This window comes from Neobacillus soli NBRC 102451 (genome assembly GCF_001591665.1).
Lineage (GTDB): Bacteria > Bacillota > Bacilli > Bacillales > Cytobacillaceae > Neobacillus > Neobacillus soli.
In genome coordinates this window covers 27788-54521 of record NZ_BCVI01000042.1, presented here as the reverse complement: position 1 = coordinate 54521, position 26734 = coordinate 27788, and the positions used below count along the sequence as shown (strand labels likewise).

The 26734-nt window shown below is 41.2% G+C and carries 24 protein-coding genes and 1 pseudogene; 8 read left to right on the top strand and 17 right to left on the bottom strand.

Translation table 11 applies throughout. The features are described from left to right. Nucleotides 1–5: 5 nt before the first annotated feature. Nucleotides 6–860 (bottom strand): dimethylarginine dimethylaminohydrolase family protein, encoded by an 855-nt coding sequence (locus BSO02S_RS15460; protein WP_084375046.1) that lies wholly within the window; start codon nt 858–860, stop codon nt 6–8. 180 nt (nt 861–1040) lie between these two features. Between BSO02S_RS15460 and BSO02S_RS15455 the strand changes: the two genes are divergently transcribed. After that, nucleotides 1041–1775 (top strand): IclR family transcriptional regulator, encoded by a 735-nt coding sequence (locus BSO02S_RS15455; protein WP_066069079.1) that lies wholly within the window; start codon nt 1041–1043, stop codon nt 1773–1775. A gap of 76 nt (nt 1776–1851) precedes the next feature. On the opposite strand, the gene BSO02S_RS15450 is transcribed toward BSO02S_RS15455, so the two are convergent. From BSO02S_RS15450 to kynU, 3 genes are all read right to left on the bottom strand, one after another. Beyond that, the gene (locus BSO02S_RS15450; RefSeq protein ID WP_066069077.1) at nt 1852–2322 is read right to left on the bottom strand and encodes a nucleoside deaminase; all 471 of its coding nucleotides are present in this window, start codon (nt 2320–2322) and stop codon (nt 1852–1854) included. A gap of 156 nt (nt 2323–2478) precedes the next feature. After that, nucleotides 2479–3891, bottom strand: a complete 1413-nt coding sequence (locus BSO02S_RS15445; protein WP_066069075.1) for an amino acid permease — start codon at nt 3889–3891, stop codon at nt 2479–2481. Between the two features lie 127 nt (nt 3892–4018). Beyond that, nucleotides 4019–5305, bottom strand: coding sequence for a kynureninase (gene kynU / locus BSO02S_RS15440; RefSeq protein WP_066069073.1), 1287 nt, complete (start codon nt 5303–5305; stop codon nt 4019–4021). Between the two features lie 183 nt (nt 5306–5488). On the opposite strand from kynU, the gene BSO02S_RS15435 reads away from it, so the two are divergent. Continuing rightward, nucleotides 5489–6100, top strand: a complete 612-nt coding sequence (locus BSO02S_RS15435; RefSeq protein WP_084375039.1) for a TetR/AcrR family transcriptional regulator — start codon at nt 5489–5491, stop codon at nt 6098–6100. A 63-nt stretch (nt 6101–6163) separates the two neighbouring features. Here BSO02S_RS15435 and BSO02S_RS15430 read toward each other — a convergent pair whose 3' ends face one another. The 6 genes and pseudogenes from BSO02S_RS15430 to BSO02S_RS15405 form a co-directional block, all read right to left on the bottom strand. Continuing rightward, nucleotides 6164–6760, bottom strand: a complete 597-nt coding sequence (locus BSO02S_RS15430) for a biotin transporter BioY (RefSeq protein ID WP_066069067.1) — start codon at nt 6758–6760, stop codon at nt 6164–6166. Between the two features lie 361 nt (nt 6761–7121). Further along, nucleotides 7122–7652 carry a GDYXXLXY domain-containing protein gene (locus tag BSO02S_RS15425; RefSeq protein WP_066069066.1) on the bottom strand — a complete coding sequence of 177 codons (531 nt, stop codon included), beginning with the start codon at nt 7650–7652 and terminating at the stop codon, nt 7122–7124. Next, on the bottom strand, nt 7645–8718 hold the full coding sequence (locus BSO02S_RS15420) for a DUF2157 domain-containing protein (RefSeq protein WP_066069063.1): 1074 nt from the start codon (nt 8716–8718) through the stop codon (nt 7645–7647). Before BSO02S_RS15420 ends, BSO02S_RS15425 begins: the two co-directional genes overlap by 8 nt. A gap of 278 nt (nt 8719–8996) precedes the next feature. Continuing rightward, nucleotides 8997–9716, bottom strand: a complete 720-nt coding sequence (locus BSO02S_RS15410) for a GNAT family protein (protein ID WP_066069059.1) — start codon at nt 9714–9716, stop codon at nt 8997–8999. A gap of 14 nt (nt 9717–9730) precedes the next feature. Further along, nucleotides 9731–10058: pseudogene (locus BSO02S_RS26405) on the bottom strand (enolase C-terminal domain-like protein); the annotation flags it as partial. A gap of 77 nt (nt 10059–10135) precedes the next feature. Next, complete coding sequence (locus BSO02S_RS15405; RefSeq protein WP_066069056.1) at nt 10136–11236, bottom strand: amidohydrolase; 1101 nt, start codon at nt 11234–11236, stop codon at nt 10136–10138. A 301-nt stretch (nt 11237–11537) separates the two neighbouring features. Here BSO02S_RS15405 and BSO02S_RS15400 point away from each other — a divergent pair, with 301 nt between their 5' ends. The 3 genes from BSO02S_RS15400 (at nt 11538) to BSO02S_RS15390 (ending at nt 16068) form a co-directional block, all read left to right on the top strand. Then, on the top strand, nt 11538–13043 hold the full coding sequence (locus BSO02S_RS15400; protein ID WP_066069053.1) for a sodium-dependent transporter: 1506 nt from the start codon (nt 11538–11540) through the stop codon (nt 13041–13043). A 1-nt stretch (nt 13044) separates the two neighbouring features. Continuing rightward, on the top strand, nt 13045–13149 hold the full coding sequence (locus tag BSO02S_RS26400; protein ID WP_084375037.1) for a methionine/alanine import family NSS transporter small subunit: 105 nt from the start codon (nt 13045–13047) through the stop codon (nt 13147–13149). Nucleotides 13150–13662: 513 nt separating this feature from the next. Beyond that, nucleotides 13663–16068, top strand: coding sequence for a M14 family metallopeptidase (locus BSO02S_RS15390; RefSeq protein ID WP_066069047.1), 2406 nt, complete (start codon nt 13663–13665; stop codon nt 16066–16068). Nucleotides 16069–16210: 142 nt separating this feature from the next. On the opposite strand, the gene BSO02S_RS15385 is transcribed toward BSO02S_RS15390, so the two are convergent. Then, nucleotides 16211–18598: a M14 family zinc carboxypeptidase gene (locus BSO02S_RS15385; protein WP_066069043.1), complete on the bottom strand. Its 2388-nt coding sequence runs from the start codon at nt 18596–18598 to the stop codon at nt 16211–16213. Between the two features lie 339 nt (nt 18599–18937). Next, on the bottom strand, nt 18938–19096 hold the full coding sequence (locus BSO02S_RS28720) for a hypothetical protein (protein ID WP_501193485.1): 159 nt from the start codon (nt 19094–19096) through the stop codon (nt 18938–18940). Nucleotides 19097–19379: 283 nt separating this feature from the next. On the opposite strand from BSO02S_RS28720, the gene BSO02S_RS15380 reads away from it, so the two are divergent. Further along, nucleotides 19380–19916, top strand: coding sequence for a ribonuclease H-like YkuK family protein (locus BSO02S_RS15380; protein WP_066069314.1), 537 nt, complete (start codon nt 19380–19382; stop codon nt 19914–19916). 52 nt (nt 19917–19968) lie between these two features. Here BSO02S_RS15380 and BSO02S_RS15375 read toward each other — a convergent pair whose 3' ends face one another. From BSO02S_RS15375 to BSO02S_RS15355, 5 genes are all read right to left on the bottom strand, one after another. Next, complete coding sequence (locus BSO02S_RS15375; RefSeq protein ID WP_066069040.1) at nt 19969–21441, bottom strand: PAS domain-containing sensor histidine kinase; 1473 nt, start codon at nt 21439–21441, stop codon at nt 19969–19971. 213 nt (nt 21442–21654) lie between these two features. Continuing rightward, a complete protein-coding gene (locus tag BSO02S_RS15370) occupies nt 21655–22611 on the bottom strand; it encodes a siderophore ABC transporter substrate-binding protein (RefSeq protein ID WP_066069037.1) in 957 nt (318 codons plus the stop codon). Between the two features lie 17 nt (nt 22612–22628). Beyond that, entirely contained in the window at nt 22629–23390 is a 762-nt protein-coding gene (locus tag BSO02S_RS15365; protein WP_066069034.1) for an iron ABC transporter ATP-binding protein, read from the bottom strand. After that, nucleotides 23387–24337, bottom strand: a complete 951-nt coding sequence (locus BSO02S_RS15360; RefSeq protein ID WP_066069031.1) for an iron chelate uptake ABC transporter family permease subunit — start codon at nt 24335–24337, stop codon at nt 23387–23389. The genes BSO02S_RS15365 and BSO02S_RS15360 overlap by 4 nt, the downstream gene beginning before the upstream one ends. Next, the gene (locus tag BSO02S_RS15355) at nt 24330–25280 is read right to left on the bottom strand and encodes an ABC transporter permease (protein WP_066069028.1); all 951 of its coding nucleotides are present in this window, start codon (nt 25278–25280) and stop codon (nt 24330–24332) included. The genes BSO02S_RS15360 and BSO02S_RS15355 overlap by 8 nt, the downstream gene beginning before the upstream one ends. Nucleotides 25281–25502: 222 nt before the next feature. Here BSO02S_RS15355 and BSO02S_RS28025 point away from each other — a divergent pair, with 222 nt between their 5' ends. Then, nucleotides 25503–25985, top strand: coding sequence for a redoxin domain-containing protein (locus tag BSO02S_RS28025; RefSeq protein WP_268876009.1), 483 nt, complete (start codon nt 25503–25505; stop codon nt 25983–25985). Nucleotides 25986–26161: 176 nt separating this feature from the next. Further along, the gene (locus BSO02S_RS15340; protein WP_066069020.1) at nt 26162–26644 is read left to right on the top strand and encodes an EVE domain-containing protein; all 483 of its coding nucleotides are present in this window, start codon (nt 26162–26164) and stop codon (nt 26642–26644) included. Nucleotides 26645–26734 lie beyond the last annotated feature (90 nt).

The window sequence follows — 26734 nt, the reverse complement described above, 5'->3', positions numbered from 1 at the left end:
TTCAATTAAGTGCGGATCACAGGACATGTGAGACAGGTCGGACCGCCTGTACCTAAATAAGAGATTTCGTTGCCTTCATATTCATAGACTGCTGCCCCCGCATCCACTAATTTTTGCCTCGTGTAAGGGTTTCCAGAAACTATCATACAAATTCGCGGTGCTAAGGCAAGGACATTGCAGCCCAGCCGATGATATTCTTCATCAGGAACTTCAATCAGTTGAAAGCCGCGCTTGATCAGCATTTGTCTTAAAAAAACTGGCATTAATCTCGAATAAACAACAGCCAGGTTATCATCTACGATACTAATAAAAGACATGAGATGAAGACATTCCTCTTCCCCTTGGTCATGCGGAAGCTGTACAACAATGCATTCGTCCACTACATCTTTGGTAATCTTCTTAATTTGGCGGATCGCTTCATCATTCGTCCGATAGCCACGGCCGATTAACAATGTACGATCATCCAGCCAAACCAGATCTCCTCCATCGGCTACTGCTTCACCAGTAAGTTCACCTAATATAGGAATATCCTTTTCTTTTAAAAATTGTTTATATGCTTCGGCTTCGGGCTGACGTAATTTTTTTCCTGATTTTAAAATAATTGCACCCTCTTTCGTGAATTTAACAGGATCATGGGCATAAAGAGAATCTAATCCAACACGTTCGGATGCGGGTAAATATTCAATATGATCAACATGCTCCTTAATAATAGAAAGAAACTGTTCAAATTCTTGCTGTGCTTTTGTAAAATCAGGTTCATGAATATAGTTGAACTTTTTCCATTCCTTCTTTAAATGTTCTTGACTAAAAAAGGCGTCTTTTGGATGTTTTACGATAACAGTGTTAAGTTTTTTATACATGGATGCTGCCAAAGCAACTCCTCCTTTACTTTTCCACATAGTGGAATGCATTTCCCCTGACAGGAAAACTTATAATATGATATTATAGTAGCGAGTATTGCATGTCAATAAATTTTGAATTTACTGAATACTAGTTTTTGAAGTTTTTTTAAATATTGAATCTGGAAAGGAGATGCCTTTATGCAAACCATCGACCGGGCTATGCTTGTGATCAAAGTTCTCGTTGGAAATGAAACAAAGAAATGGTTTTCAATTACTGATTTATCTAAGGAGTGTGACTTACCTGTAAGCACGATGCATCGACTTTTACAATCAATGAAACAGCACGGACTTATCCAACAGGAGCCAAATCTAAAACTTTATTCAATGGGGAACACCTGGTTAGAATATGGCTTGCAGATGTATGATACCTTTGATTTTGTCGGGTTAATTCGCCCCGAAATGGAAAAATTAATGCTTGAGGTTGAAGAGAGTGTTTATTTTAGCAAACCAATGGGATTAGAGTCATTAATCGTTGAAAGAATTGACTGTCAGCAAAACCCAATCCGTATTTATGATCAATTAGGATTACGCATTCCACTAAACATTGGAGCAGCAAATAAAGTCATCTTAGCTCATATGCCACAAAGCGAAGCATTAAAAATCGTCAATGGTTTAGTAGCTGAAGGTGATAGAGATGCGTTTTTAACTGGATTAATGCAAACAAGGAAAAAGGGCTATGAGGAGAGTCACGGGGAGAGAACAAAAGGCACTTCATCAGTAGCCGCCCCTATCTTTAATCAAATAAATGAACTAATTGGGGCCATCAGCATCGGCTATGTCAATCTAAACATTACTGAAGAAAGACATAACTTCCTAGTAGAGAGTGTCCTCAAGTACAGCATGCGAATTTCCGCTAAACTACGATCCAGATAAGGTTACTGGTGTGCGAACAATTAAGGTGTCAGGCACCACTCGTGGACAAATGTCCACGAGTGGTGCCTGACACCCGTTAATATTTTTTCTTATTTGTTTTGTTTACCCAGGCATGGAAGGGCTGGTAGGTATTGGGCGGGACCACCCGGACCATTGGGATACTTCGTTGGTCAACGGGTAAGGCAATTTGTTTATAGATAAATTCATCGTCAAATCCAATTTTGGCGGAATCTTTATTTGTGCACCCATAGTACACTACTTTTAGTCTTGCCCAATAGATGGCCCCAAGACACATGGGGCATGGCTCACAGCTCGTATAAAGCTGGCAATCTTTCAATTCATTGTTATTCAAGTACTTACTTGCGGCTCGAATTGCTTTAATCTCAGCGTGTGCGGTCGGATCTTTTTTTGTCGTTACTTGATTACGCCCCACACCTATAATCTGTCCGTTTTTTACCACAACAGCCCCAAAAGGACCACCACCGTTTGTGACCACATTTTCGTAAGCAATATCAACTGCCATCTTCATAAACATTTCTTCTTTCATGAGCTCCCCCATCCTTAACGACATATCCTTTTACATAAAGATATTATCTTATTGGGAGAAAAAGAATTGTAAATTATTTACAGATATCAAAAGGTGCCTGACACCCGAGGCGTTATTCTGTAACGCACGGGTGTCAGGCACCTTTTGTCTTTGATATTAAATGACTTTATTGTCTTCCCTTTCAACGTTCGATAGAGAATGTCCGGCCTTTTTTTTATGAACCATATAGGCAAGACTGATAACGACCAGCCACGGAATCCCTATATACAATGTCATTTTAAACGCATCGACAAACCAGGTTGTTACAATAATACTAAGCATTAATCCGGCACCTAAAATGGTTAAGTATGGGAAGCCCCACATCCGGACAACTAACTTGCCGCCACGCCATTTTTTCCTAAAGAATAAATGAGTGACAAAGATCATAAACCAGGTAAACATAGCACCAAACATTGAGATTCCCATCATTACCAAATAGGCTTTATCCGGAGTAATTGCATTGATTATAGCTGCCACAGCGATTCCCACAGTGGATAACGCTAAGGCATAAGCAGGAATTCCCTTTTTACTTAAATGCCCAAATTTCGCTGGTGCATAGCCTGCACGGGAAAGTGAGAACATCATCCGGGTGGTTATATAGAGCTGACTGTTCATGGCAGATAACGCAGCTACCAAGACTACAAAGTTCATCACACCTGCCCCGCCAGGGACATGCATGAATTCAAACACTTTTACAAACGGGCTTTCATCAATTCCAGCTTTTTTCCATGGAACAATAGCAATCATTAGTATTAGTGTGAAAATATAGAATATTATCAAACGGAAAACAGTTGCCTTTAATGCTTTTGGCACCGCCACTTGCGGGTCTTTTGCTTCCCCTGCGGTAACCGCAATCATCTCAATACTAAGATAACTGAAAAGAGCGATAACAACAGCTACCCACATCCCCGAAATTCCATTCGGCAAAAAACCGCCATCATTCGTAAGATTTTGGAAGCCAATATGATTTCCACCAGTTGGACCAAAGACAACATAGGCTCCTAATAATATAAAAATAACAATGGCAACAATTTTTATCATTGAAAACCAATATTCAACGCTTCCAAATAAGTTTACGCTCGTTGCATTCACATAAATAAGTACGGCTGAGAAGATGAGAATCCACAACCATCCTGGCACGTTTGGGAACCAGTAACCCATATAAACGGCTACGGCTGAAACCTCTACTCCAACGGCAGCAACAATGCATGCCCAATACGAATATCGAACAACATAACCAGCCCATGGATTGATATAATGCTCTGCAAACGCACCAAACGATCCCGATGTTGGATGAGCAACGGTCATCTCTGCTAAACATCCCATTAATAGCAAGGCAATGAGCGCACCAATTCCATAACTGATTAAAACACTCGGACCTGCTAGTCCAATCGCAAAACCGCTTCCTAAAAATAACCCAGTTCCGATTGCTCCCCCTATCGCAATCATCGAAATCTGGCCAGTAGACAAGCCTTTCTTCAACCCCTGCTCGCGCTCCACAATCCTCTGAAAATCATTCTTCCCACCCACAAAACTTCCCCCTCGTCCCCTATCAATTTATAAAACTAGTGCTATGAAAATGGTGTCAGGCACCACAGAAAGACACTTGTCCACGAGAGAGGGACACCCGTTATCCCCAACGGTACCTGACACCCCTTTATGCCACGACTTCGCGTTCGTTTTTAAATTTTTTGTATTGTTCTTCTTTCATGATAGTTTTAAGGATTTGGACCATTTTCCAGATGTCATGGTAACTAGTGTATAGGGCAATTGGCGCTAAACGGATGACATTAGGGGCACGGAAGTCCGGTGTAACATGTTTTTCTTTTAACGCTTTGCAGATTCGGGCAGCTTCATCGTGTTCCAGGCAGACATGCCCACCCCTAAAACGATCATCGCTAGGATTCGTGATGGCAAATCCCATTCCCTGCAATTCATGGTCAATTAGATCCATCATGTAACGTGTTAGACTTAAAGATTTCCTGCGTATGTTTTCCATTCCAGCTTCATGGAAGATTTCCAATGACCCTAAAATCGGTGCTGCACTCAGCACATGCGGGGTACCAATTTGGAAAGCACCGGCAGTTTCAGCTGGGGTTAGAACATGCTCCATATCAAATTGCTTTTCTTTTTTCGAACTAAACCATCCCGTCAATCCAGGGAGTGTTCCAAAATGCTTTTCATGAACAAATAATCCGCCAACACTGCCTGGGCCGCCATTCAAATATTTATAATTACACCACATTGCAAAGTCCACTTCCCAATTGTGTAGTTCGTGCGGAATGGCACCTGCCGAATGGGCAAGATCAAAACCGATAAGGATGCCACGCTGATGGGCCTCTTTGGTTAAACGTTCCATATCTAGCATCTGACCGCTGCGATAAAGTACTGATGGCATTAATATAAGGGCTACTTCGTCTGTCATAGCAGCAATGATGTCTTCTTCGTTAATGGTACGTCCATCTCTGCTTTTCACTCGAATAAGATCTTCCACTGGGTCGAGGTTTTTCAAACTAATTTGACTTTGAAGTGCATAAATATCAGATGGAAAGGTTAATTCGTCCGCTAAAATTTTCTTCCTTTTTCCATCAGGGTGATAAAATGTGGCAATTAGCTGGTGGATATTAGCGGTGATGGATCCAGTTGCAATGACCTCCACTTCCTTGGCTCCAACTAAAGGCGCAAGCTTTGCTCCAATTTTTTCAGATAAGTAAAACCAAGGCTGCTTCCCGGTCATCCAACCATCGATTCCATGTCTTTTCCAGTCTTCAAGCGAGTTTAGCAGTGTTTGCTCAGCCCGTTTCGAGAGCAAGCCTAATGAATTGCCGTCCATATAATAATGATCATTTTGAAGATAAAATTCGTCTCTAAACATTGTTAACTCAGCTTTTTCATCTAGTGATTCTGCATAGGACTCCGACGTATTAAATGTATACGCTTCCATTTTAAGTAAACACCCTTTCTCTTTTTTGCATCTTACTAATTGGAGAATACAATGATTTTGACATGGTGTCAACATTTATTTTCAGAAAATTAACACTCATTGGATAAAATTCATATAAAATTATTTTACTGGTATAATCGATAAATAAAAGTAAATTGGCTATTGGAAAAGAGCGTGTATGTAGTGAAGAAAGAAATCGATGGCCGGACGAAAAGAGCCTTACTGACAAAACAAAAGCTGCTAAATGCCGCAGGAGACATTTTTATCGAAAATGGCTTTGAAAAAACGACCATCTCGCAGATTATCAAAAAGGCTGGGATTGGTTATGGGTCAGCCTATACTTATTTTAGGGGAAAGGATGACATTCTAATCGCCCTAATGGATGATGTGATGGAGCAATTCTATACGATAGCAGAACAATCATATGACCCTACATCTTTGCCGGAAGCGAGAGTCATGATTGTTAATCAGGTCAAACTTTTTCTCAGTTTGGGTGAATCTGAAAAAAGGATTTTACGAGTATTTTACGAGGCAAAAGGATATTCGCAAGCCGTTGAGGTAAAGTGGAAGTCGATTCGGGAGAATTTTGTCAATCGAATTGAGGAAGACATCAAACATGTCCAAGCAATTGGATTAGCGAAAACAACTGTAAATTCTAAGATCATTGCGAAAAGCTGGTTTTTCGTCAACGAAATGTACCTATGGGACATCGTAAACAACGATAGCTATCCCTACTCTATCGAAGAAATTGCAGGGAATATTACAGAGACATACACAACAGGGTTATATGAATAAAGGTGTCAGGCACCGCAAAAAGACAAATGTCCACGCGTGGTGCCTGACACCCATAGTTTCTGTTTAGGATACACGCTTTAAGTTCTTAAACTGCCCTTTTGATAGAACGGTCCTTTCTAGTCGATGGGCCATGATCCCAGCTAATGCCGCTAAGATAATATCCTTTGGCAGCGGGACAACCATCCATAGCCATGCCATTTTATATGTAAATCCTTCTGGAGCTGTAAACCAAAGTTTATAGGCCAAGTACATCCAATTTGTGCCGAAAACGTAATTTACGCCCATTCCGATTACAGCCGCAATAATATAGACAGTCACACTCTTTTTCTTTTCTACAATTTTTCCGATAATAAACGCTGTAAAAATATACGAAATAATAAATCCAAATGTTGGACTAAAGATAGTTGATGGTCCTGCACCAAATTTAGCAAAAACAGGAACCCCCACTAATCCAACTAGCATATAAACGGTCATCGCGATTGATCCTAATCGGCTGCCCAGAATGGCTCCTGCTAAAATGGCAAAAAAGGTTTGCAGTGTAATGGGGACCCCTCCCACGACCATAAATGGAACAAAAGAGGTTATGTTAGCCCCAATCGCCATAAGTGCCACAAACATCCCCACAAGTGTTAAATCCAGAGCTCTTAATTTCCTTTCCATTCTCCCACCCCAAAGTAAATTGTCTTAACTTTAAAGTAAATGGTCGAGGGGTATATTGTCAACCAAAATATTTTTTAGGTTAACAATAACTATTTATATCTTAAGAAAGGATGGCTATGACCTCGTGAGGCAGATTAATTTATTATGGACTGTTTATTCTTAAATAGTAGTAATTTTTTACCTTTCACAAAAGCATAACTATTATGATTAGTAGACTTTCCTATGTTCCAAGAATTCTTTAATTAACCGAATATAGGTGGAAAGGATAAACAAAGAGTTAATGCTTGAACTCTAAAAAAGAAAGGGTGTCAGGCACCACAAAAGGACATCTGTCCACGAGGGGTGCCTGACACCAACTTTTTTACTTCATTTCGAGATCGGTTAGGATGGCGTAGCCGTTGTTTACTTTTATTTTTGCTAATATTTCGCCTTTGGCAGAGGCTTTTTCCCATTCTGTTCCTGTGTTGTCTGCCACGTAATATTTGTCTAAGCTGTATTGGATGAAGGCTACCTGTTCCTCATTCGTATTCGTTCCAATATAGTCCAGTTTTCCGGTTAGGTAAATTCCCTTTTTTGGTTTATTCAGTGTGACTTTGCTTGGGGTATCGATGCCGTGCTTTTTCTCTAACAGCACATACACTTTTAACTCGCCCCACCGGTCTTTCAATTCATTGACAACCCCTTTTTCCACTAATTGTTTTGGAACTTCTTCTGCCTCATAGCTAAGGGATACATAATCTCCACGAAATAGATCAGATGGGTCAACTGGTTTAGTTTGGAGAATAATTTCTTCCCCTGTTAACAATGTATAAACAGGTGTAACGCACATGCCTAAAAGAATCAGCACTGGCACCGAACAGGCCAATAGCAACTGTTTCGTTCGTTTATTCATGCACACCCACCCCTTTTTTTCTTTGCCTCTCAAAATAAAAACCGAAGCCGAGCAGTAAGAATCCGCCTAAGATAAACACGAGTGATTTGGGCAGAAAATCAAAGGAAATATCCAGGTAAAAGCGGAAAATTAGCACGCAGAGGATGATGATACTTAGCAAGCTCCCTCTTTTAATTAGGTACAAAACAAAGAGTAGATAGAGAATCGAAAAAGGAATATACATCCAGTCAATTGGCCAGTTTTCCCCGAAAGATAACACAAGGGCAGCCACTCCATGAACGATGTATCCTAGGACAATATAGATGTCCCTAATTTTTCCCTTTGCAAAAACAAGAGCTACACCTATTCCTAGATAGATTAGACCATACAGATAGGGTTCATCGTTATACTCGTACCGGTTAAGAATGAAACTTATCACTGTTCCAATAAAGGCTAGCGACAGCAAACCTATGACAAAACCGGTTGCTTTTGAAAAATGAATTTTATCATTAAGCAGGTAAATGGCTGCAATAAATAGCAGCGTCCAAAATGGAATACTTTCGCCCTGGAGATAGCGTTCATCCATCATCGACACGAACACAAATAGTGATGCTGCAAGGAGAATCCATTTATCCCGCAATACCCATGCTAACGGCAAAATTCCAAGCGACCACCATAAAAAAGCAACCTGAAAACTTCGTCCCAGATGAAACATTTGCTCGACAAGGAAAATCCCTGCCCCGAACACGAGCACACCTAAATAATAAAGACCTTTTGATGTTTTCGGGTAGTTCTTTTCCATCTTATAACCAGCGAAATTGCAGCCGATGAACAGACAAAGTATAAAAAGGAATTTGACTGTTTTCCCGATTTCATCCCAATTGCTGGCGATAAAACTGAGGATCCCGGCGCCAATCAAAATAGAACCGACATACAAAAGTGTTTTTGTAAAAGAAAGCATCTGCACCTCGTATATCTCTTCTATTTCCGTGGCCTTTCCCGCCGGCAGAAGCTCTGACTCTTCTAAAAATTGTAGTTCCCGCTTCAAGAATTTCAACTCATTCTCCTTGACCAACCGCTTAGCCAACCATCCCACCCCTTCCAGCGTTATATTAATTGAGCTTATGCCCGCTCAATCATATCAAACCGTATCCATTACAATTAAATTATTCGACAAATATTGTAAAAAACCTCCATATCCCACACAAAATCAGCGTAGCCCCGCCCCTTAACAACAAAAAAAGGAGTGCCTGACACCCTGAATCGAGTGTTAAGCAACCCCTCCCATCAACCGTCCACCCCACACGGACAAATTGCGCAATTTGTCCACGAGCGGTGCCTGACACCATGTTATGTAACACCACATTATCTTCGTCCGTAATTGACCGAGATGGTGCCATGGTTTTCTTCCATTTGAAAGCCGCGCCATCCCTGGCTGAGTTTTTCTTTTTGGGCCGCAATATCGGCCATGTGGATGGTAGTAATTTCCTTCCATACCGGAATGGCCCCCTCATTCCCTTCCGCCAATTCCTTGACAAATATATAACGGAGCCGGCCGCCATACTTTTCCTTCAACGCCCCAATTTGCATGCCTTGTGCAAACTTATCCTTTAAACTTGGAATATTAAACGGCGCCACTGTACAACAAATATAGCGGAATTTATTGTTCTGCCGGCCTAGTTCCTCCATGATCAGTTTCGCCAGTGTCTTTTGGAGCCCGTTCCCACGGTATTCCGGGAGGACACTTGAAATTTCCTGATAGATGACCCTCGGCAGCTCCCTCTCTGCTAAACCGAGATCCCAGCCTAAATGCTCTTCATCTAGCGGAGGAACGAGCAGCGCCCGAAAGGCAATGAGTTCCCCGGCGGCGAAGGCGCCAATCATTAATCCGTTTCCAGTTAATATAAATTGAAACTCTTCCTCCGAAAGCGGCTGCAACACCCATTTATCCTCTAACTGAAGAACCACCTGTTCCTGCAAAAGCAAAATATCCCGCAAATCATCTACCGTTAATTTTCGGACATAAAATGGAACCTCAATATTCCCGCCGCCCTGCTTAACAATTCCTTCAAAAATGCAATCCACAAATAGCCCTCCTTTTAATAAACACTATCCCGAAAAACAGTTAACTCCCGTAGCTTTTCTTCAATGACCTCAATTCCTAATCACGGCTTCGCGGTTAAGCGAATAAACGGCACATCGTACACTAAATTTCCGATATCCTTGGAAAACTTCAAAGGACCTGTCAACTCCACTAGTATTAACTTTTTTTGAAAAAGCAACCCGGAAACCTGCCGCCGAACCGAAGGAGGATTCAACCATAGATCCGACCTGACATTCTATTCATGCGAGCTTGGCTTAATGGGCTAGCTTTACGGCTGGATAGATTCCGCCGCATTTCATCAAGTTAATATTTACTATATCAGCAACTTTTTCGCTCCTAAATCAGCAATAGAAACAATATGACAACAAAGCTGTTTTGATTGAATCTATGGTTTTTTCACTTATGCTCGCAACAAGGTTTCCGCAAGAATACGCGCACCAACGTCGAGTGCTGATTTCTGGAAAGTCATCTTTGGATGATGTAATCCCGGCTGAAGGTCGGCCCCAACGCCAATCATTGTCGCTTTCAATGCAGGATTCTTCACGGTATAAAAGTGAAAATCATCACTCCCTGAGGTAATAACCGGCGGGGCAAGGCCCTCTTCCCCGACAATGTAACGGATGGCTTGATCGGCGATTGCCTCCGCATCTGCCGAAACTTCAGCCCCAGGGGTAAAATCAATCCATTTCCAATCCATTTCCACTCCGTAGAGGTTTTTCAAGCCGTTCAACCCATTATCAATACTGTCTTTGAGCTTTTCTAAAACCTCATTTTTTTGGGCACGAACATCAATAGCAAATTCAGCAGCACCAGGGATAATATTTAAATTCTCTCCGCCTGTCATGATTTTTGTCAGTTTAGCAGAATAAGGCTCGAACGGTGATAGATAGATAGATTTAACAAATTGATGTAACGCCACAACCACATCGATTGCATTTTTCCCTTGATGCGGTCTTGCACCATGTGCATCAGCACCGATGACTTTCCCTTCTAAAAAGATACCAGCGCCGTGATGGATCGAAGGGGCAACCTTGCCCATCACAAGTTCTTCAACAGGTCGAAGGTGGACACCAAACAAATGGGTCACATTGTCCATCGCCCCCCGTTCCATCATCGCAATTGCCCCGCTCCCCTTTTCCTCAGCAGGCTGAAAAATAAAGCGCAGTTTTTTATGAAGCGGTTTGTTTTTTAAATAGAGAAGCGCACCTAGCACCATTGAAATGTTGGCATCATGCCCGCATGAATGGTTTCCCTGCCAATTTCCATCCACTTCCTGCCAGAGGGCATCAATGTCCGCCCGCACTGCAATGACTTCATCACCTTCGCCAATTTCGGCAATTAGGCCAGTTACATCAGAGAAATGGCGGTATGTTACACCAAGTTCGTCCAGAATAGCTGCAATCGTTTTTGTAGTTTTAAATTCCTTCCAACTAACTTCGGGATGGGCGTGAAAATGATCAAACCATGCTAGTATTCTTTTTTCAAAATTTTCCGTCAACATAAAACACTCCTATCCTTTCAAAAAAACTAATATACAAATAGTACATCAAAACAAGCTAACGCTTCAATTCTTTTCAGTAATTTCAAAATCCTTTTAAATTTGGTTTTTAACAAAGTAAAATAATTGATATTGCATCCAAAATCCACCATTATTTATCCCGTTTTTTCAAATGGATTTTTAAAATAACCAAAGTTTCGACAAAATACCTTTTGACACCCTGAACATTTAAAGTTATATTAAGATAATTAAATAGTTATCTGAATCTTTTGAATAATGGTTTAACTATAGGAGGAATATTATTATGGAGAAACGTCAGCAGTTTAGTTCAAGGTACGGTTTCATTATGGCAGCCGTTGGTTCTGCAGTCGGATTGGGGAATATTTGGCGATTTCCAGCCGTTGCATATGAAAATGGAGGCGGAGCTTTCTTTTTACCCTATTTATTCGCCCTATTAACCGCGGGAATTCCCATCTTGATTATGGAATTTACGATTGGTCATAAATATAGAGGATCGGCGCCACTTTCTTTCTTCCGCTTCAATAAGAAAGCAGAATGGCTTGGCTGGTGGCAGGTGCTAATTTCCTTTGTCATTTGTACCTATTACGCCGTCATCATTGCATGGGCGGTTAAATACGCTATTTTTTCAGTCGGTACCCAATGGGGAACAGACCCTAATAAATTCTTGTTTGGAAAAGTATTAAAGCTATCCGCAAAGCCTGGTGAGATTGGCGGGTTGGTTCCTGGCGTTGTGATTCCATTGCTATTTGTCTGGACCGTTGCACTGTTTGTTCTATATCGTGGTGTTTCAAAAGGGATTGAAAAACTGAATAAAATCTTCATTCCCACTCTTGTCATCATGTTTATGATTATCGTTGTTCGTGCCTTAACCCTAGACGGAGCTGTTGAAGGATTAAATGCCTTTTTCAAGCCGAACTGGGATATGATCTTAAACGGAAAAGTATGGATTGCCGCCTATGGGCAAATATTCTTTTCTTTATCAATTGGATTTGCCATCATGATTACTTACTCTAGCTATCTTCCAAAGAAATCAGATATTAATAACAATGCGTTTATTACAGCCTTTGCCAACTCTGGCTTTGAGCTACTAGCTGGGATCGGGGTTTTCGCGGCACTAGGATTTATGGCAAAACAGCAGGGAGTACCTATTGATGAAGTGGTTAGCAGCGGAATTGGGCTAGCTTTCGTGGTTTTCCCAAGCATTATTAATGAATTCCCAGGCCTGAATGGATTATTCGGTATATTGTTTTTCCTTTCGCTAGTTTTTGCCGGGATGACATCACTCATTTCCATTGTAGAAACGTTTGTTGCCGGAGTTCAGGAAAAATTCCATGTATCACGGACAAAGGCGGTATTGATGGGCGGGCTAACAGCAACTGTCATTTCTTTACTTTTCGCAACAAATGGCGGCTTGTATTTCCTTGATGTAGTTGATTATTTCATCAATAACTTTGGGGTCGTAACCGCTGGATTGGCTGAAGTAGTTTTAATGGCTTGGGTCTTTAAAGGCTTGGGTGGGTTACAATCACATGCTAACGCCATTTCCGACTTACGTACCGGGGCATGGTGGAAGGTATGTCTTGGGGTTATAACACCACTTGTTCTAGGGTTTATGATGTTTGACAACATCCGCCAAAACCTACAGAAAAATTACGAAGGCTATCCTACATCGCTTATTATGTGGGCCGGGCTGCTAGTCGTGGCGGTGACCCTAGTTGCAGGAATCCTATTGTCCAGAAAGAAATGGAAAGCTAATGTAAGTTTAGACACTGAAAAGGAGGTCGCCTAACATGTCAGGAAGCGCAATTACAATGATGATTGTGGGAATAGTCATCATATGGGGCGGTCTAGCCGCAAGTATTTACAATGTCGTAAGAGTTTCAAGGAAATCATAATCGAAGATCACATTAAAAAGGATTGGGCGACATTTTTCGCTCAATCTTTTTTTGTGCTTGAAAATAATGTGGTGTCCATTGATGTGGTGTCAGGCACCGCGAAAATACAATTGTCCACCCACGGTGGACAATTAGATTGAAATTGGTTCATGAACCGATGCTTGGTGGAAAAATTAATTGAGTGCTTTTCCATTAAACGATAAAAATCGACAGCATTTTTCGGGAACCACAACTTGCCCATTCCTTGACTTCTCCATGGAAGGTATTACAAAATAAGGACTTTCAAATCTAAACCTACAATATCATTAGCCTCCCCAAGAATCAGTAGACTTTTATAATAGTTAATTCCTCCTATTAATTAATCTTTTAATATAATAGGTAATTTTTCGAGTTCTGAAATTTTTGTAGGACGAATATTGATTTATACTTTGGTATTTTGACAAAATATCACGAAAATTGAGTTTACAATGAGCTTGTATTAAAATTTTACGAGAATTTTGGGGGTGCAGTATTTTGGCAAGAATAAAAAAGCAGAAATGGAAAAGGAATTTAATGGTTATGACTGCCATAACCGGTCTAGGCTTCTCGACGTTCTACCCTGGACTAAGTACTCCAACTTCAGCGGTCGGGCAGCCTGACCAGCCACTGCCTCAGGAAGAATCAGTCTCAGTTGTTCAACTAGAGGTTCCTAATCAGAAAGCTAAGGATAAGCTGCTTGAACTGGGTATTGACCTTACCCACAGGGCTACTGAACACAATGGAATTCTTGAAGTGGATGCAGTTGTTACACCTTCTGAGATTGCCATGTTAAAGACATTTGGTATTAAGGTGAAAGACACTCTAATCACGGAGAAGGAATGGAATGCTAGAACGGCAGAGCGGCAGGCAGCTGCGCAAGTCGAAGCAAGTCTAACTGCTAGCGAGGATACCGTTAAAATCCTCCGCGCCAACCATTATACAAATCAATCTGAGACATTCCTTTATGTCGAGGCAAAATCTAGTGCTGGCACTACAGCAAGCACGGCTCTAACGGCTACCTGGACAGAGAACGGCGTTGAAAAATCAGCAACACTTAACAGGTTTGAGGATTACGGAGAATATATGTATCACTGGTTTGAAGTACCGGTTAGCGCCGTACCTTCATCTGTAAAAGTAACAAGTAATTTAGGTGGAACGGCTACCAGTGCTGTTACGCAGTGGCTCGGTGCGGACAAGCCTGGTAACCCAAAAAAACATTATGTCAAAGATTTTGTGGACCATTATATGGATCCAACAGAATTATATGAACGAGCTGAAAAACTAGCGAAAGAGTTCCCTGACTTGGTAGAAATCATCGAAATGCCAAATAAAACAAATGGATATAGACGCCTTGCCCAGGCTCAAATGGGAACTACTAACAATACATCTGTTGTGGTGACATCTAAAGCATGGGGACATGAAGGTGGAAATGATGTATCGGTAGAATTCAAGATTCCTGCAGCTAATAATGCTTCACTGAAAGTCACTGTAGTGGGTAAAAATATTTTAGTAGATTTAGCTACTGATTCATCAGGTAAAATAATAACTACTGCAAAACAAGTGGTCGATGCCATAAACTCTGATGCAAAACAACTTGTATCCGCGACCACATATCGCGGCAACGCTGGTGCGGGAGTGGTTGCACCAACAACTGCGAAGTTAACTGACGGATTAAAAGCCCCAGCAAACATATCCCGTGATCCATTTACGGTAAAAGCGATTCGCATCGGAAAACATCGTGATGGTTCAAAACCAGGTGTGCTAGGGTACGCCCAAGAACATGCCCGTGAATGGGTAACCCCTCTTGTAACGATTGAAACAGCAGAACGCCTGCTTCGCAACTATAATAGCGACGGCGAGACAAAGCAGCTAGTCAATAACCTTGATATTTTCCTTGTACCATCTGTGAATCCCGATGGAGCCCATTACAGCTTCTATGATTACAATTCACAGAGGAAAAATATGACAAATTATTGCGGACCAGCTGAGTCAGATCCTGGGTATCGCACTTCCTGGGGAGTAGACTTAAATCGAAACCACTCTGTCGGCTCAGCTTTTGATGGATTTGTCGGTGCCTCTACAACACAATGTAGAAGTGGCACATATGCAGGACCAGCTGAAAACTCTGAACCTGAAGCAAAAAACCTTGTCTGGCTGGCTGACAAATTTACGAACATTAAGTTTGCGATGAATATTCACAGCTACGGCGGTTACTTTATGTGGTCACCAGGTGCGTACGATCCAGACCGCAAGACACTTCCACGTCCAACTGCCGGCGAAGAGGCATTTTACTGGGCCGTATCGGATATCATGTTAAACGACATTCAGGACCACCGCGGTACTGTCATTCTCCCAAGTCGTACCGGTCCAGTTCCTGATGTTCTCTACTCAGCAGCAGGTAATTCCGCTGATTATCTATGGTACGAAAAAGGAATTTATGCCTGGGATTTCGAAGTAGGGGCAGATTTATGGAATAAGGACACGAAAAAATGGCAAGGGGTTGGATTCCAGCCAGCTTTCTCTGAAGGCCATGAAGAAGCGATGGAATTTTCCAACGGCCTGATTGGAATGATTAAAGTAGCGTATAACAACGCAAAAGACCACCAGCCGCCTTCCACTAAAGCGGTACCTGGCAATGGTAAATTCCAAGGCCCGGTTGATGTAAAATTTGATACAAGTGAAGCAGCAACCATCTACTATACTCTTGACGGCAGCCGTCCTACTTTTGAATCGGCACATATTAAATTAAGCGGTACCCGTGAAGGTGCCGAAACATTGAAAGTTGCTAAAACAACTACCATCAACTGGTTTGCCGTTGACGCCGCTGGAAATATTGAGAAAAATTACAATCCACTCGGCAATGGGAAAAACTATAACTCTGTAAGCATTACAATTAAATAACTTGTAGAAGGGGTTGACCTTACGGGGTCAACCTTTTTATTTGCCCCCTTGAAATTAAAGCTAACTTCCATTTTTAAAATAAATAACCCCTCGATGCACCAAAAAGGCCTGATTCATCGCTGAACCAGGCCTGTTCTTCATTTTATTTTTCAAAAATCGCATTGGATAATAGGCGGAACAGGTAATCAGTATGGTCACGGAAGCCTGCCTCCAAGCCAATCATGGTCACGTCTTTATCCTGCTCTTTGACGATAACAGCCTGACCTTTGGCAGAGGTGTTACCTCTCCAATGGCCTGCCACGAAGAAATCGTTCGTATTTGCATAGGCCGCGACAACCTTATCATTTCCAGTATTGCTATACCATGTTGGACGATAGACAAACCCAAGATCATCCTGACCATAACCAGCTGTTAAACCAGTACCGTCATAGTTGACTTTTACGATCCCATTACTATTGGATCCTCCCGCATTAATGGTGTCATCCGTTAAACCGAGTGTTTTTGTGGCCTGTGAAGCACTCGATCCTACTGCAACATACTTTCCACCTTTGCTAACAAAGTCTGTAATGTTCGCTTTTAACTTTGCTTCTTGTGCCTTGTCCTGTAAACCAAATTCCTTGTTGGCTGCGCTTAAGTTTGAGGAAATCAAGCTAGCTGTACCACTATAAACAAAGGCATCAAAACCTTTAAGGCCGTTTTCGACTACTTCAACTGGCGACACTTCGGCAACGTCGAAGCCTAGTCGTTCCAAGGCAAGCTTTGTACCGCTGTGGGACTGGACTTTACCCATCCCGCCGTCTTTAAAAATAGCCACTTTTAAACTAGATAATGCAGTTGCACCAGTTGGTACTTTTGTGGTACTTTCAATCTGCAATCCGGATGCTTTCACAGCAGCAGAGATTTTATTCGCAACTTCTTCTGTGTAGAAGTTGCCCTCTGCATCACGTTTTACTACAACACCTTGTTGAAGAAGAGTATTTACTAGCTCAACAGCTTTGACGGAGCTGTTCGGAATCATAAATGGACCTTTGCCGGAAACCGAACCTTGTTCCGTAATTTTATTTACCTTAGTTGTGGTCACATCAACAGAACTTTGTGTAGCCACTGCTTTAAAGCCCCAAAGCTCCGGTAAACTCCATGCAGAAATATCATACATTGCAGCAATATCGTTGGTAATATCTTCTCCAGCCCAAAGCATCGTATTAGCTAAGCCAGCCTTTGCCTGATCCATCTTAACGATATACGTCCCTTTGGGATAGGATTTTCCATCCACAACAAATGCTTTCGGCGCTTGAACCACATCAATGTCGTTGTTGATTAAATGATTAACCGCCTTGTTCGTTACTGTCGGATCCTTTTCATCAACTGGAAGGATATAGGCTTTAGGGAAGAACCCGTCCTTATGGAATGGATGATCAAAATTGATGCCCCGTTTAAACATTTCAATTTGGTCGGTAATCATTGCTTGTTTGTTCTCTGTAGCAAAATTCAGAGCGCCTATTATGGCATTGTACATCCAGCGGACACCATCCCAATCATTCGTTGGTGTTTCTAACGTATGACCGTAAGCTCCATGGTACATTGCATACATTGGTGTGAAAATTGGGGGATAATCATCCCATCCATCTTTGTCATTCCGCTGAGGAACGTAGACACCCTTCATGTTTTGATATAGGTTGCTACTTGAGAATTGCCCCTTATTCTTCATGATGTTTGCTTCCATCGCTTCTGCCTGCTGGTACGCCCACTTGTTATATAGATCATACTCATAGTTCGGATTATGCGGCGGTGTACATGGTTCAATTAAGCCTTGCAGGTTTGGACTGTAATTTTTCACGTACCCATGCGTATCTAAAAATACCATCGGGTTCCATTCTTTAATAAGCCCCACGGTTTCTTTCGTTTCTGGCTGGGACTGGGTGATAAAGTCACGATTCAAGTCGATTCCTTCCCCATTAAAACGGGTAGCATCCACACGTCCGTCTGGGTTTTGCACGACATTAAAAATGAGAATGTTATTTGCCAAAATATTTTTCGTCTCTTGATCATTTTGTGTTGCAAAACGTTCAATTAACTGAAGAATGGCGTCACTCCCGGCAAACTCTGTACCATGAATGGAACCGTTGATCATGATTGGGACTTTAAAATCCTGATTGTTGGCAATCCAATCCTGGGCTTTCCCCGGATTTTTAAACATTTGTTTTCTTAGAGCTTGGAATTTTCCAAACTTCCCTTGTGTAGTGGGATCTGCGATGGTGACCACGTACAAAGGATGTCCATCCGCAGATGTTCCGCGTACCTCGACCTTGATCCGATTTGATTGCTTCTCAATGTCCTTCAACTTGGAGCCGATTTGCGAAAATTTTACAAAGTCATAGTTTTCACTATTAAACTTGCTCCCATCCTGCTCTTCGTATACATTGACGTTTGTCCATTTTGGACCCTCAGCAAATCCAGTGGTCATCGGAATAGTGGTAAGCAATCCTACAGCCAAAAGCCCTGCAACTGTCTTTTTCTTATTCTTCTTCATTCATATCCTCCTTATTATGTATAAATACTATCTATTATGAATCTTCACTAAGTTATATTTACTCTAATATATTAACCAACAAAACACCATCCTACCTTTCTCCTAACAAAGCAATCAATAAAAGTCCTAACTAGGATAAAAGTAATCCAAAATCCCACACACTATTATTCTATGAACCAGGTAAGATATTATTACATGTTAATGAAATGGCAAATCAACATTGTCCACCCCAGGAATATAAGTGTCCACAAATGGTGTCAGGCACCACAAAAACACATTTGTCCACCCACCGTGTACACGCTGACAGTGCCTCACGCTGATGGTACCTGACACCCAATGTTATTTCTTTCGGCAGTTTTTGCAGACTTTGATGGTTTGGTTTGTTTCTGTTTTATGTGGATATAGGAGTTTTACTCCCGTTCGTCCACATAGTGGGCATGTCCCCCGTCCATTTGAAGGCAGGTAGCTGATTGTTTTTCCCCGGTTTCTCTTTGCCATTTCCATCCATCCCTATTCATAATAATTCTTGTTTCTTTATCTAATGTTGGACAGGGGTAAAAATTGATAGGCATATAATTGTTTTTTGGCAGAGGAATAAAGGAATTTTGTCCCGCGACCCTTATTGACCCTATATTGCATTTTTACCCATCTTTCTTCATACATTTCAAAGAAGGTCAAATACATTCAATGGCTGCACGACAATAAACCACTTTCCATAAGATAACAATAAGATTCGAACCTAAACTTTTTTAAATGGAAGGGAAAGATGTGGTGCTTTAATATGGAAAAATCCGAGGATTGTCACCATTCATTTCAAAATCTTCAGGAAAATAGAATGTCTTTTGAACAGGTCTTTGAACGGATTGTTACATTTATGAAGATGGAGCCAGGAGGGAATCACCGCCTAATGGTGGGAACAGATTCCCAGGTTCATAGATTTCAAACCATTTTTATCACTGGAATTGTCATCCAAAATAAGGGGAAGGGTGTCTGGGCGTGCATTAGGAAAGTAATTGTACCAAGAAAAATGACCCAATTACATGAGCGGATATCCCTTGAACTGTCATTAACTGAGGAAATTGTTTCCCTGTTTACAGAGGAAAGAAAAAGTGAATTAATCAATATTGTGCTCCCCTATCTTTACCATGGAGCAACCTTTACAATGGAAGGACATATCGATATCGGGGCCGGCAAACGAAATAAAACCAGGGAATTTGTTAAAGAGATGGTGACGCGAATTGAATCCATGGGTGTAGAACCGAAAATCAAACCAAACGCCTTTGTTGCCTCAAGCTATGCAAACCGTTACACAAAATAAGGGTGTCAGGCACCGTGAAAGGACAATTGTCCACAAGTGGTGCCTGACACCCTTATTCCCTCATTAAACATTCTAATTCTACTTTTACTGTGGTGCCCTGGCCAATTTTGCTTTCGATTTTCATGGTGCCGTTATGTTCTTGGATGATTTTATTGCTGACGGTTAAGCCCAATCCGATTCCTTTATCCTTAGTTGTATAGAACGGAGTCCCCAAATAGGGGATAACACCAGTGTCAATCCCGATGCCTTCATCATTAAAACTAATCAGGACTCGATTGCCTTCTATTTTTTGAACATCAATATAGACGTTTCCGCCATGGGGCATCGATTCAATCGCATTTTTCAAAAAGTTAACAAAGACTTGTTTCAACTGATTAGGATTACAAAGTAAATCAATATCGTTATTTTGATAGTGGTTTTTGATTTGTACATTATGAAGAACGGCTTGCGGATAAAGGATATAAACCGTGCTATCCAAAATGGAAAAAAGATTTCCCCATTCAAATCGAATAGCTTCCGGTTTAGCCAGCGACATAAATTCATTTACTATCATATCAATCCGGTCTAACTCGTTCATGATAATCGACAAATAATCTTCTTGCTTTTCTTTATTGGTTGTACTTTTTAAAAGCTTTGAAAACCCTTTTAAGGATGTCAAAGGGTTTCGTATCTCATGGGCAACTCCAGCCGCTAACTGGCCAATGATTGAAAGCCTGTCTAAATTACGGAGCGCATCATCATTTTTCACTCTATCGGTAATATCCCTGCCAACTGTGACATAGGAGTCAATTTCCTTTTGTTCATTAAATATGGGGGAAATCGTCGTCTCAGAATCAATTACCTTACCATCACCAGTTCGCAATTTAACTTGAAGCAGTTGAGGTTCTCCTGTTTCGATTAGTTTTTGATAAACTCTTTCAAAATGGTCTTTTTCCTCTGGTAAGATTAGATCATATACAGTCCGGCCTACTAATTGCTTTGGGGTATACCCAATCCCTTTTTCGTGGGAGGGAGACGCATAGACAATCCTTTTTTCCTCTTTCGAATACAACTTGATCATATCAGATGTATTTTCCGTAATTAATTTATACAATTCACGGGTTCTTTTCAATTCTCTTTCGATATTTTTATTTTCTGATATATCACGGTAAATGGCAATGATGGCGATAATTTCTCCTGCTGAATTTCGGAAAGGGGAATAGGAAACCGCTATATCAATAATTGTTCCATCTTTATGTAGACGCTGTGTAACTATATTATGGAAGGTTTTGCCGAGTTTGACAGCCCCTATTATATCCTTCACTATGTCGGGATTAGGAAATTCCGCTAATCTTCTTCCAATGACATCGTCCTCAGTATAGCCGAAAATTTTCGTATACATATGATTCACCCGAATGAACCGGTTTTCCATATCGACAATACATATTCCATCTGCCGTACAATCAAGAAAAAGGTCAATTAATTCATCAGGGTTAAAAATAACAGATTCATTTCCTTTTCCAAAAATAGGGAAACACTTCGACATAGAGATCTCTCCAAACACATCAATTATTCCTTCAATCTCCATTTTACAGAATTTTAAGATAAAGAAAAGATTTATTTTTCACTTGGTGTCAGGCACCACAAAAAGACATTTTCACTCATTTGTCCACCCTGGGAGGACACTATTGGGTTGTAGATGAAACAAACGCTCGGACCATGTTGGTCCAAGCGTTATGATGATTGTTATTCTTTTGTTTTACAATGCAGCTTCTATCTCTTTAGCCATTACTTTCATAGACTTTAAGCCGCCGCCGCTTAGGTACCAAGCATCCGCGTCTAAGTAAACAATTCGATCATTCTTGTAAGCTGATGTTTTCTTAACCAGCTCATTTTCAACGATTTCCTTGGCCCCAATTTCCCCGCCAACAGCTGTTGCGCGGTCTATAACGAAAAGGACGTCGGGATTTTTCTCCTTAATATATTCAAATGTAATGCTTTGACCGTGAGTAGAGACTTCTATTTTCTTATCCGCCGCACCGAAGCCAAATACATCATGGATAAGACCGAAACGGGAACTTGGGCCATAGGCGCTCACTTTTCCTTCATTAGCTAAGACAATAAGCCCTTTTTGATTGAGTGTGGACGCCTTTTTGTTTAACTTTTCAACACTAGCTTCAATATCTTTTAATTCGCTTGCAACCTGCTCTTCTTTTCCAAAAATTCCTCCAATCAGGTTCATATTTTTCTCAAAGGAATCCATATAATTGGTATAATCAATGCCAACATAAACGGTTGGAGCAATTTCCGCGAATTGGTCATATAATTCCGCCTGACGAGTGGAGATAAAAATAACATCTGGCTTCAGCGCATGAACAGCTTCGAAATCGGGCTCCTTTAAGCTGCCGACGTTCGTATATTTTTTATCGGCATATTTTTTCAAATAGGAAGGGATGGTTGCCTGCGGGACACCTGTGACCTCGATACCTAACTCATCTAGGGTATCTAAAACACCGAAATCAAAAACGACCACTTTCTTAGGATTTTTTCCAACTACTGCCTCCCCGTATTGATGCTTAATCGTCATTTTCTCTGCTGTTTCCGCTTTATTGGAAGATGCCGTTTTCGCCTTGCCGTCCTCGTTGGAGCCCCCTCCACATGCTGCTAAAACAAAAATCATCGTAAATATCAATCCCAGTAAACTCCACTTTTTCATCTGCCCATCTCTCCTTTTTATGAATTAAAATAAACACAGATTCTACAGTTATCCATTTCTCTAATCGGAATATCCATATCGTAAATTTCGCTCAAAGCCTCTGACTGAATAATCTCTTCCGTCGGTCCGTCCCTCACGACCCTGCCATCCTTCATCGCGACAATCCGGTCCGAATAAACGGAAGCAAAGTTGATATCATGTAACACAATAACAACGGTTTTTCCAAGCTCATCCACCAGCCGGCGCAAAATTTTCATAATCTGAACAGAATGCTTCATATCCAAATTATTAAGCGGTTCATCTAGCAAAATGTAATCTGTATCCTGGGCAATCACCATCGCGATAAAGGCACGCTGCCTCTGTCCGCCTGATAATTCATCTAAAAAGCTATCTTGCATTTCGGTTAGGTGCATATACTCAAGTGATTGCTCGACAATCCGTTCATCCTCTTCAGTCAAATGACCTTTTGAATATGGAAATCTCCCAAAAGAAACAAGCTCACGGATAGTAAGGCGGACATTCATATAATTCGACTGCTTTAAGATGGATACTCTTTTGGCAAAATCCTGTGATTTCAACTTGCGAACATCCGACTTGTCAATCAGCACCTCACCCGAATCGGCATCAAGCAAGCGGCTGACCATCGACAGCAGTGTTGATTTACCCGCACCATTTGGCCCAATAAATGAGGTGATTTTGCCAGGCTGAATAGTGACAGTCACATCTTCCACAACCGACTTCTTCCCGTAAAACTTCGATAATGTCCTCACTTCTATCATGCCGTTTTCCTCTCCTTCAGTAGTAAATAAATGAAATAGACGCCGCCGATAAAGTTAATAATCACACTCAGTGTCGTTGAAAAAGTAAACACTCTTTCAACTACCCACTGTCCGCCGACTAGAGCGATGACACTCATAACCACAGCCCCGCTAATCAGCACTTTATGTTTGTAGGTTTTGAAAAATTGGTAGGACAGGTTGGCGACAATTAAGCCAAAAAATGTAATCGGCCCGACGAGTGCCGTCGAAATCGAAATAAAAATCGCCACAATCACAAGCATTTGTTTCACAATCGTATCGTACGGAACACCGAGATTAATCGCCATCTCGCGGCCAAGCGACAAAACATCAAGATATTTTACAAAACGCCACGCATAGATTATCACCAGCCCAACAATGATAATCGCGATCCATACCAAATCCGAATTGACATTATTAAAACTGGCAAACATCCGATCTTGGACAATTTGAAATTCATTCGGATCAATTAGCACCTGGAAAAATGTTGAGATACTTGAGAAAAACGTGCCGACGATAATCCCGACCAGCAGTAAAAAATAGATCGATTGCCCGCCCTTTTTAAATAAAAATCGATATAAAAGAAGGGCAAACATGATCATCACGGCAACAGAAAGTAAAAAGTTGACCTGTTTATTGACGACAATCAGATGGGCAGACCCCAAAAAGAAAATAATCACTGTTTGTAAGAGTAAATAAAGAGCATCGAGCCCCATAATGCTCGGTGTTAAAATACGATTATGGGTAATCGTCTGGAATACAACCGTCGCATAGGCAATCGTAAACCCTGTAATCACCATGGCAATCACTTTTATCGCCCGTCTTGGCAGGGCATAATCAAAACTGCCATTTAAATCATGAAATAAGTAAAGAATACAGCATCCCGCAGCGATCAAAGACAATATGGTCATTTTCATCGAATTACGCATAGGCCTTTCCCCTAAATAAAAGAAAGAGGAAAATCCCACTGCCGATGACGCCAACCATGAGACTAATCGAAATCTCATATGGATAAATAATCACCCGGCCCAAAATATCGCAAACCAGCAAAAAGTTTGCCCCTAAAAGGGCGGTATGTGGCAATGTCTTTTGGAGGTGATCGCCTTTAAAAATGGAAATGATATTCGGAATAATTAAGCCAAGGAACGGAATCACCCCGACAGTCAGCACGACTGTTGCCGTAATCAAAGCAACAATCGCCAGTCCAACGTTAACGACTCTTCGGTAAGAAAGACCTAAATTTTTTGAAAAGTCCTCCCCCATTCCGGCAACGGTAAAGCGGTTGGCATAGAAATACGCAATAACTAATATCGGAATACTTATGTATAGCAGTTCATAGCGCCCTTTCATGATCATCGAAAAATCACCTTGAAGCCATGCCGACATATTCTGAATGACATCCGCCCGATAAGCAAAAAACGTTGTCACAGAGGACAAGATATTTCCAAACATCAGCCCGACAAGTGGAATAAAAATAGCATCCTTAAACTTAATGCGATCAAGAATTTGCATAAATAAAAACGTCCCCGCAAGTGCAAACGCAAAGGCAACCGCCATTTTCTCCAGCATGGATGCATTCGCAAACAACAACATCGAAACGAGAATTCCGAGACGAGTGGCATCCAAAGTTCCCGCCGTTGTCGGTGAGACAAATTTGTTGCGGCTGAGCTGCTGCATAATCAAACCGGCAATACTCATCCCCGCCCCTGCAAGTAAAATCGCCACAAGCCTTGGTACCCTGCTGATAAGGAATATTTGTGTTTCCTCGGATTGAACATCAAGGAGGTCCATTGGTGAAATGCTGCTTACTCCAACAAACAGTGAGACCCCGGATAGAGCAAGTAACGCAAGAAATAAATATCGTTTCTTCATCGCTGTCCCCAACATTTCTCTTTTTCTAGTGTTTCAAATGACATTGAAAATCATTATCATTTATTCTTATACTTTTGATTATAACAGTACTAATTTTTGTGTCAATGCTAATTGAGAATTTCTATCAATAAAAACGTCGTAGTTGAAACAAAGGGTGACCTAAAGGCTAATATCATCTAAAAATGGGGAGAATAACGAGGTGACGAATCTATATTAAGGAGGGTGTGTATCTTGGAAGCATCTTTAAATATTGGCGATGTTGCACCTGTGTTCTCATTACCTGCAACAACAAAAGAAAAGATTTCATTATCAGACTATAAAGGGCAGAAGAATGTTGTTGTCGCCTTTTATGGGATGGACTTTACACCCGGCTGAATCAAGGAAATCACCTCTTGGAAAGAGAACTATAAACGATTTGAACAATTAGATGCAGAAGTGCTAGCCATTAGTGTCGATCACATCCATTCGCATAATGTCTTTGCCGCAAGCCTTGGAACACTGCCCTACCCGTTATTGTCGGACTGGCATAGACAAACCGTTAAAGACTACAAGGTGTTTAATGAAAAAGGGGAGGTAGCGGTTCGATCTGTTTTTGTTGTGAATAAAGAGGGAGTGATCTGCTTTACAAACACCTCTTTTAAAGCCGATAAAAAGGAAGATTATGAAGCGGTGTTTATGGAGCTTGAGAAATTGGTAAGACAATAATAGAATGAATGATTGTATTTTTTCAGAGATCAGCGAAAACTCTCATCCATTAGCAAGTGAAGGACCTTTCCACTAACTGGATCGGTCCTCTTCAATGTCCGGATAAAATATTGCTTTTCCAACTCATATTGGACTTCCTTAGCCACATAGATTGGGCATAGGAGGTGGTGTATGGAGTGAAAAAAGGGCTATTGGCAATTGTCTTCCCCTTTATCTTTTTACTCTCGGGATGCTTCGGTGACCCGGTGCAAGATGACTTACTTAATTATGTGAACAAAGAAATGAAGAACGCGGGGAAATTGGAAGCCGCCGCAGTGGCTGCCTATGAGAATGTCTCGGGGGCAAATTATCAGGATGACCAAGCGATGTACGACGCGTTAATGAACGATATCATCCCCAAATACCGAGAATTTATTAAAGAGCTGGATTCTGCTAAGATTGAAACGGATGAGGTCAAAGACATTCACGAGATTTATATTAAGGGTGCGGACACCCAGTTTAATGCCTTTGCTAAAATTGTTCTGGCCTTAGAAGAGCAGGACGCAGGTATGATCCAAGAAGCCAATGACATGCTGGCAGATGCAAGGAAGCATATTCGAGAATATCAAAGAAAATTAGAAAAACTCGCAAAGGAACATGATGTGAAAATTGAGAAATAACATCATCTTCACATAATATCCGCCTCTTCGGCAAGCCTACCTGATTTTACTCTGCAAGACATAATCGTGGTCAGTCCCCAATGTGCAAAT

Coding starts and splice junctions, on each gene's coding strand:
- BSO02S_RS15380 (WP_066069314.1), top strand. CDS start 19,380: ATGGAAAAATCCGAGGATTGTCACCATTCATTTCAAAATCTTCAGGAA.
- BSO02S_RS26400 (WP_084375037.1), top strand. CDS start 13,045: ATGTCAGGAAGCGCAATTACAATGATGATTGTGGGAATAGTCATCATA.
- BSO02S_RS15455 (WP_066069079.1), top strand. CDS start 1,041: ATGCAAACCATCGACCGGGCTATGCTTGTGATCAAAGTTCTCGTTGGA.
- BSO02S_RS28720 (WP_501193485.1), bottom strand. CDS start 19,096: ATGGCAAAGAGAAACCGGGGAAAAACAATCAGCTACCTGCCTTCAAAT.
- BSO02S_RS15405 (WP_066069056.1), bottom strand. CDS start 11,236: ATGTTGACGGAAAATTTTGAAAAAAGAATACTAGCATGGTTTGATCAT.
- kynU (WP_066069073.1), bottom strand. CDS start 5,305: ATGGAAGCGTATACATTTAATACGTCGGAGTCCTATGCAGAATCACTA.
- BSO02S_RS15460 (WP_084375046.1), bottom strand. CDS start 860: ATGTATAAAAAACTTAACACTGTTATCGTAAAACATCCAAAAGACGCC.
- BSO02S_RS15375 (WP_066069040.1), bottom strand. CDS start 21,441: ATGTCGAAGTGTTTCCCTATTTTTGGAAAAGGAAATGAATCTGTTATT.
- BSO02S_RS15425 (WP_066069066.1), bottom strand. CDS start 7,652: ATGAATAAACGAACGAAACAGTTGCTATTGGCCTGTTCGGTGCCAGTG.
- BSO02S_RS15370 (WP_066069037.1), bottom strand. CDS start 22,611: ATGAAAAAGTGGAGTTTACTGGGATTGATATTTACGATGATTTTTGTT.
- BSO02S_RS15450 (WP_066069077.1), bottom strand. CDS start 2,322: ATGAAAGAAGAAATGTTTATGAAGATGGCAGTTGATATTGCTTACGAA.
- BSO02S_RS15430 (WP_066069067.1), bottom strand. CDS start 6,760: ATGGAAAGGAAATTAAGAGCTCTGGATTTAACACTTGTGGGGATGTTT.
- BSO02S_RS15400 (WP_066069053.1), top strand. CDS start 11,538: ATGGAGAAACGTCAGCAGTTTAGTTCAAGGTACGGTTTCATTATGGCA.
- BSO02S_RS15365 (WP_066069034.1), bottom strand. CDS start 23,390: ATGATAGAAGTGAGGACATTATCGAAGTTTTACGGGAAGAAGTCGGTT.
- BSO02S_RS15355 (WP_066069028.1), bottom strand. CDS start 25,280: ATGAAGAAACGATATTTATTTCTTGCGTTACTTGCTCTATCCGGGGTC.
- BSO02S_RS15360 (WP_066069031.1), bottom strand. CDS start 24,337: ATGCGTAATTCGATGAAAATGACCATATTGTCTTTGATCGCTGCGGGA.
- BSO02S_RS15385 (WP_066069043.1), bottom strand. CDS start 18,598: ATGAAGAAGAATAAGAAAAAGACAGTTGCAGGGCTTTTGGCTGTAGGA.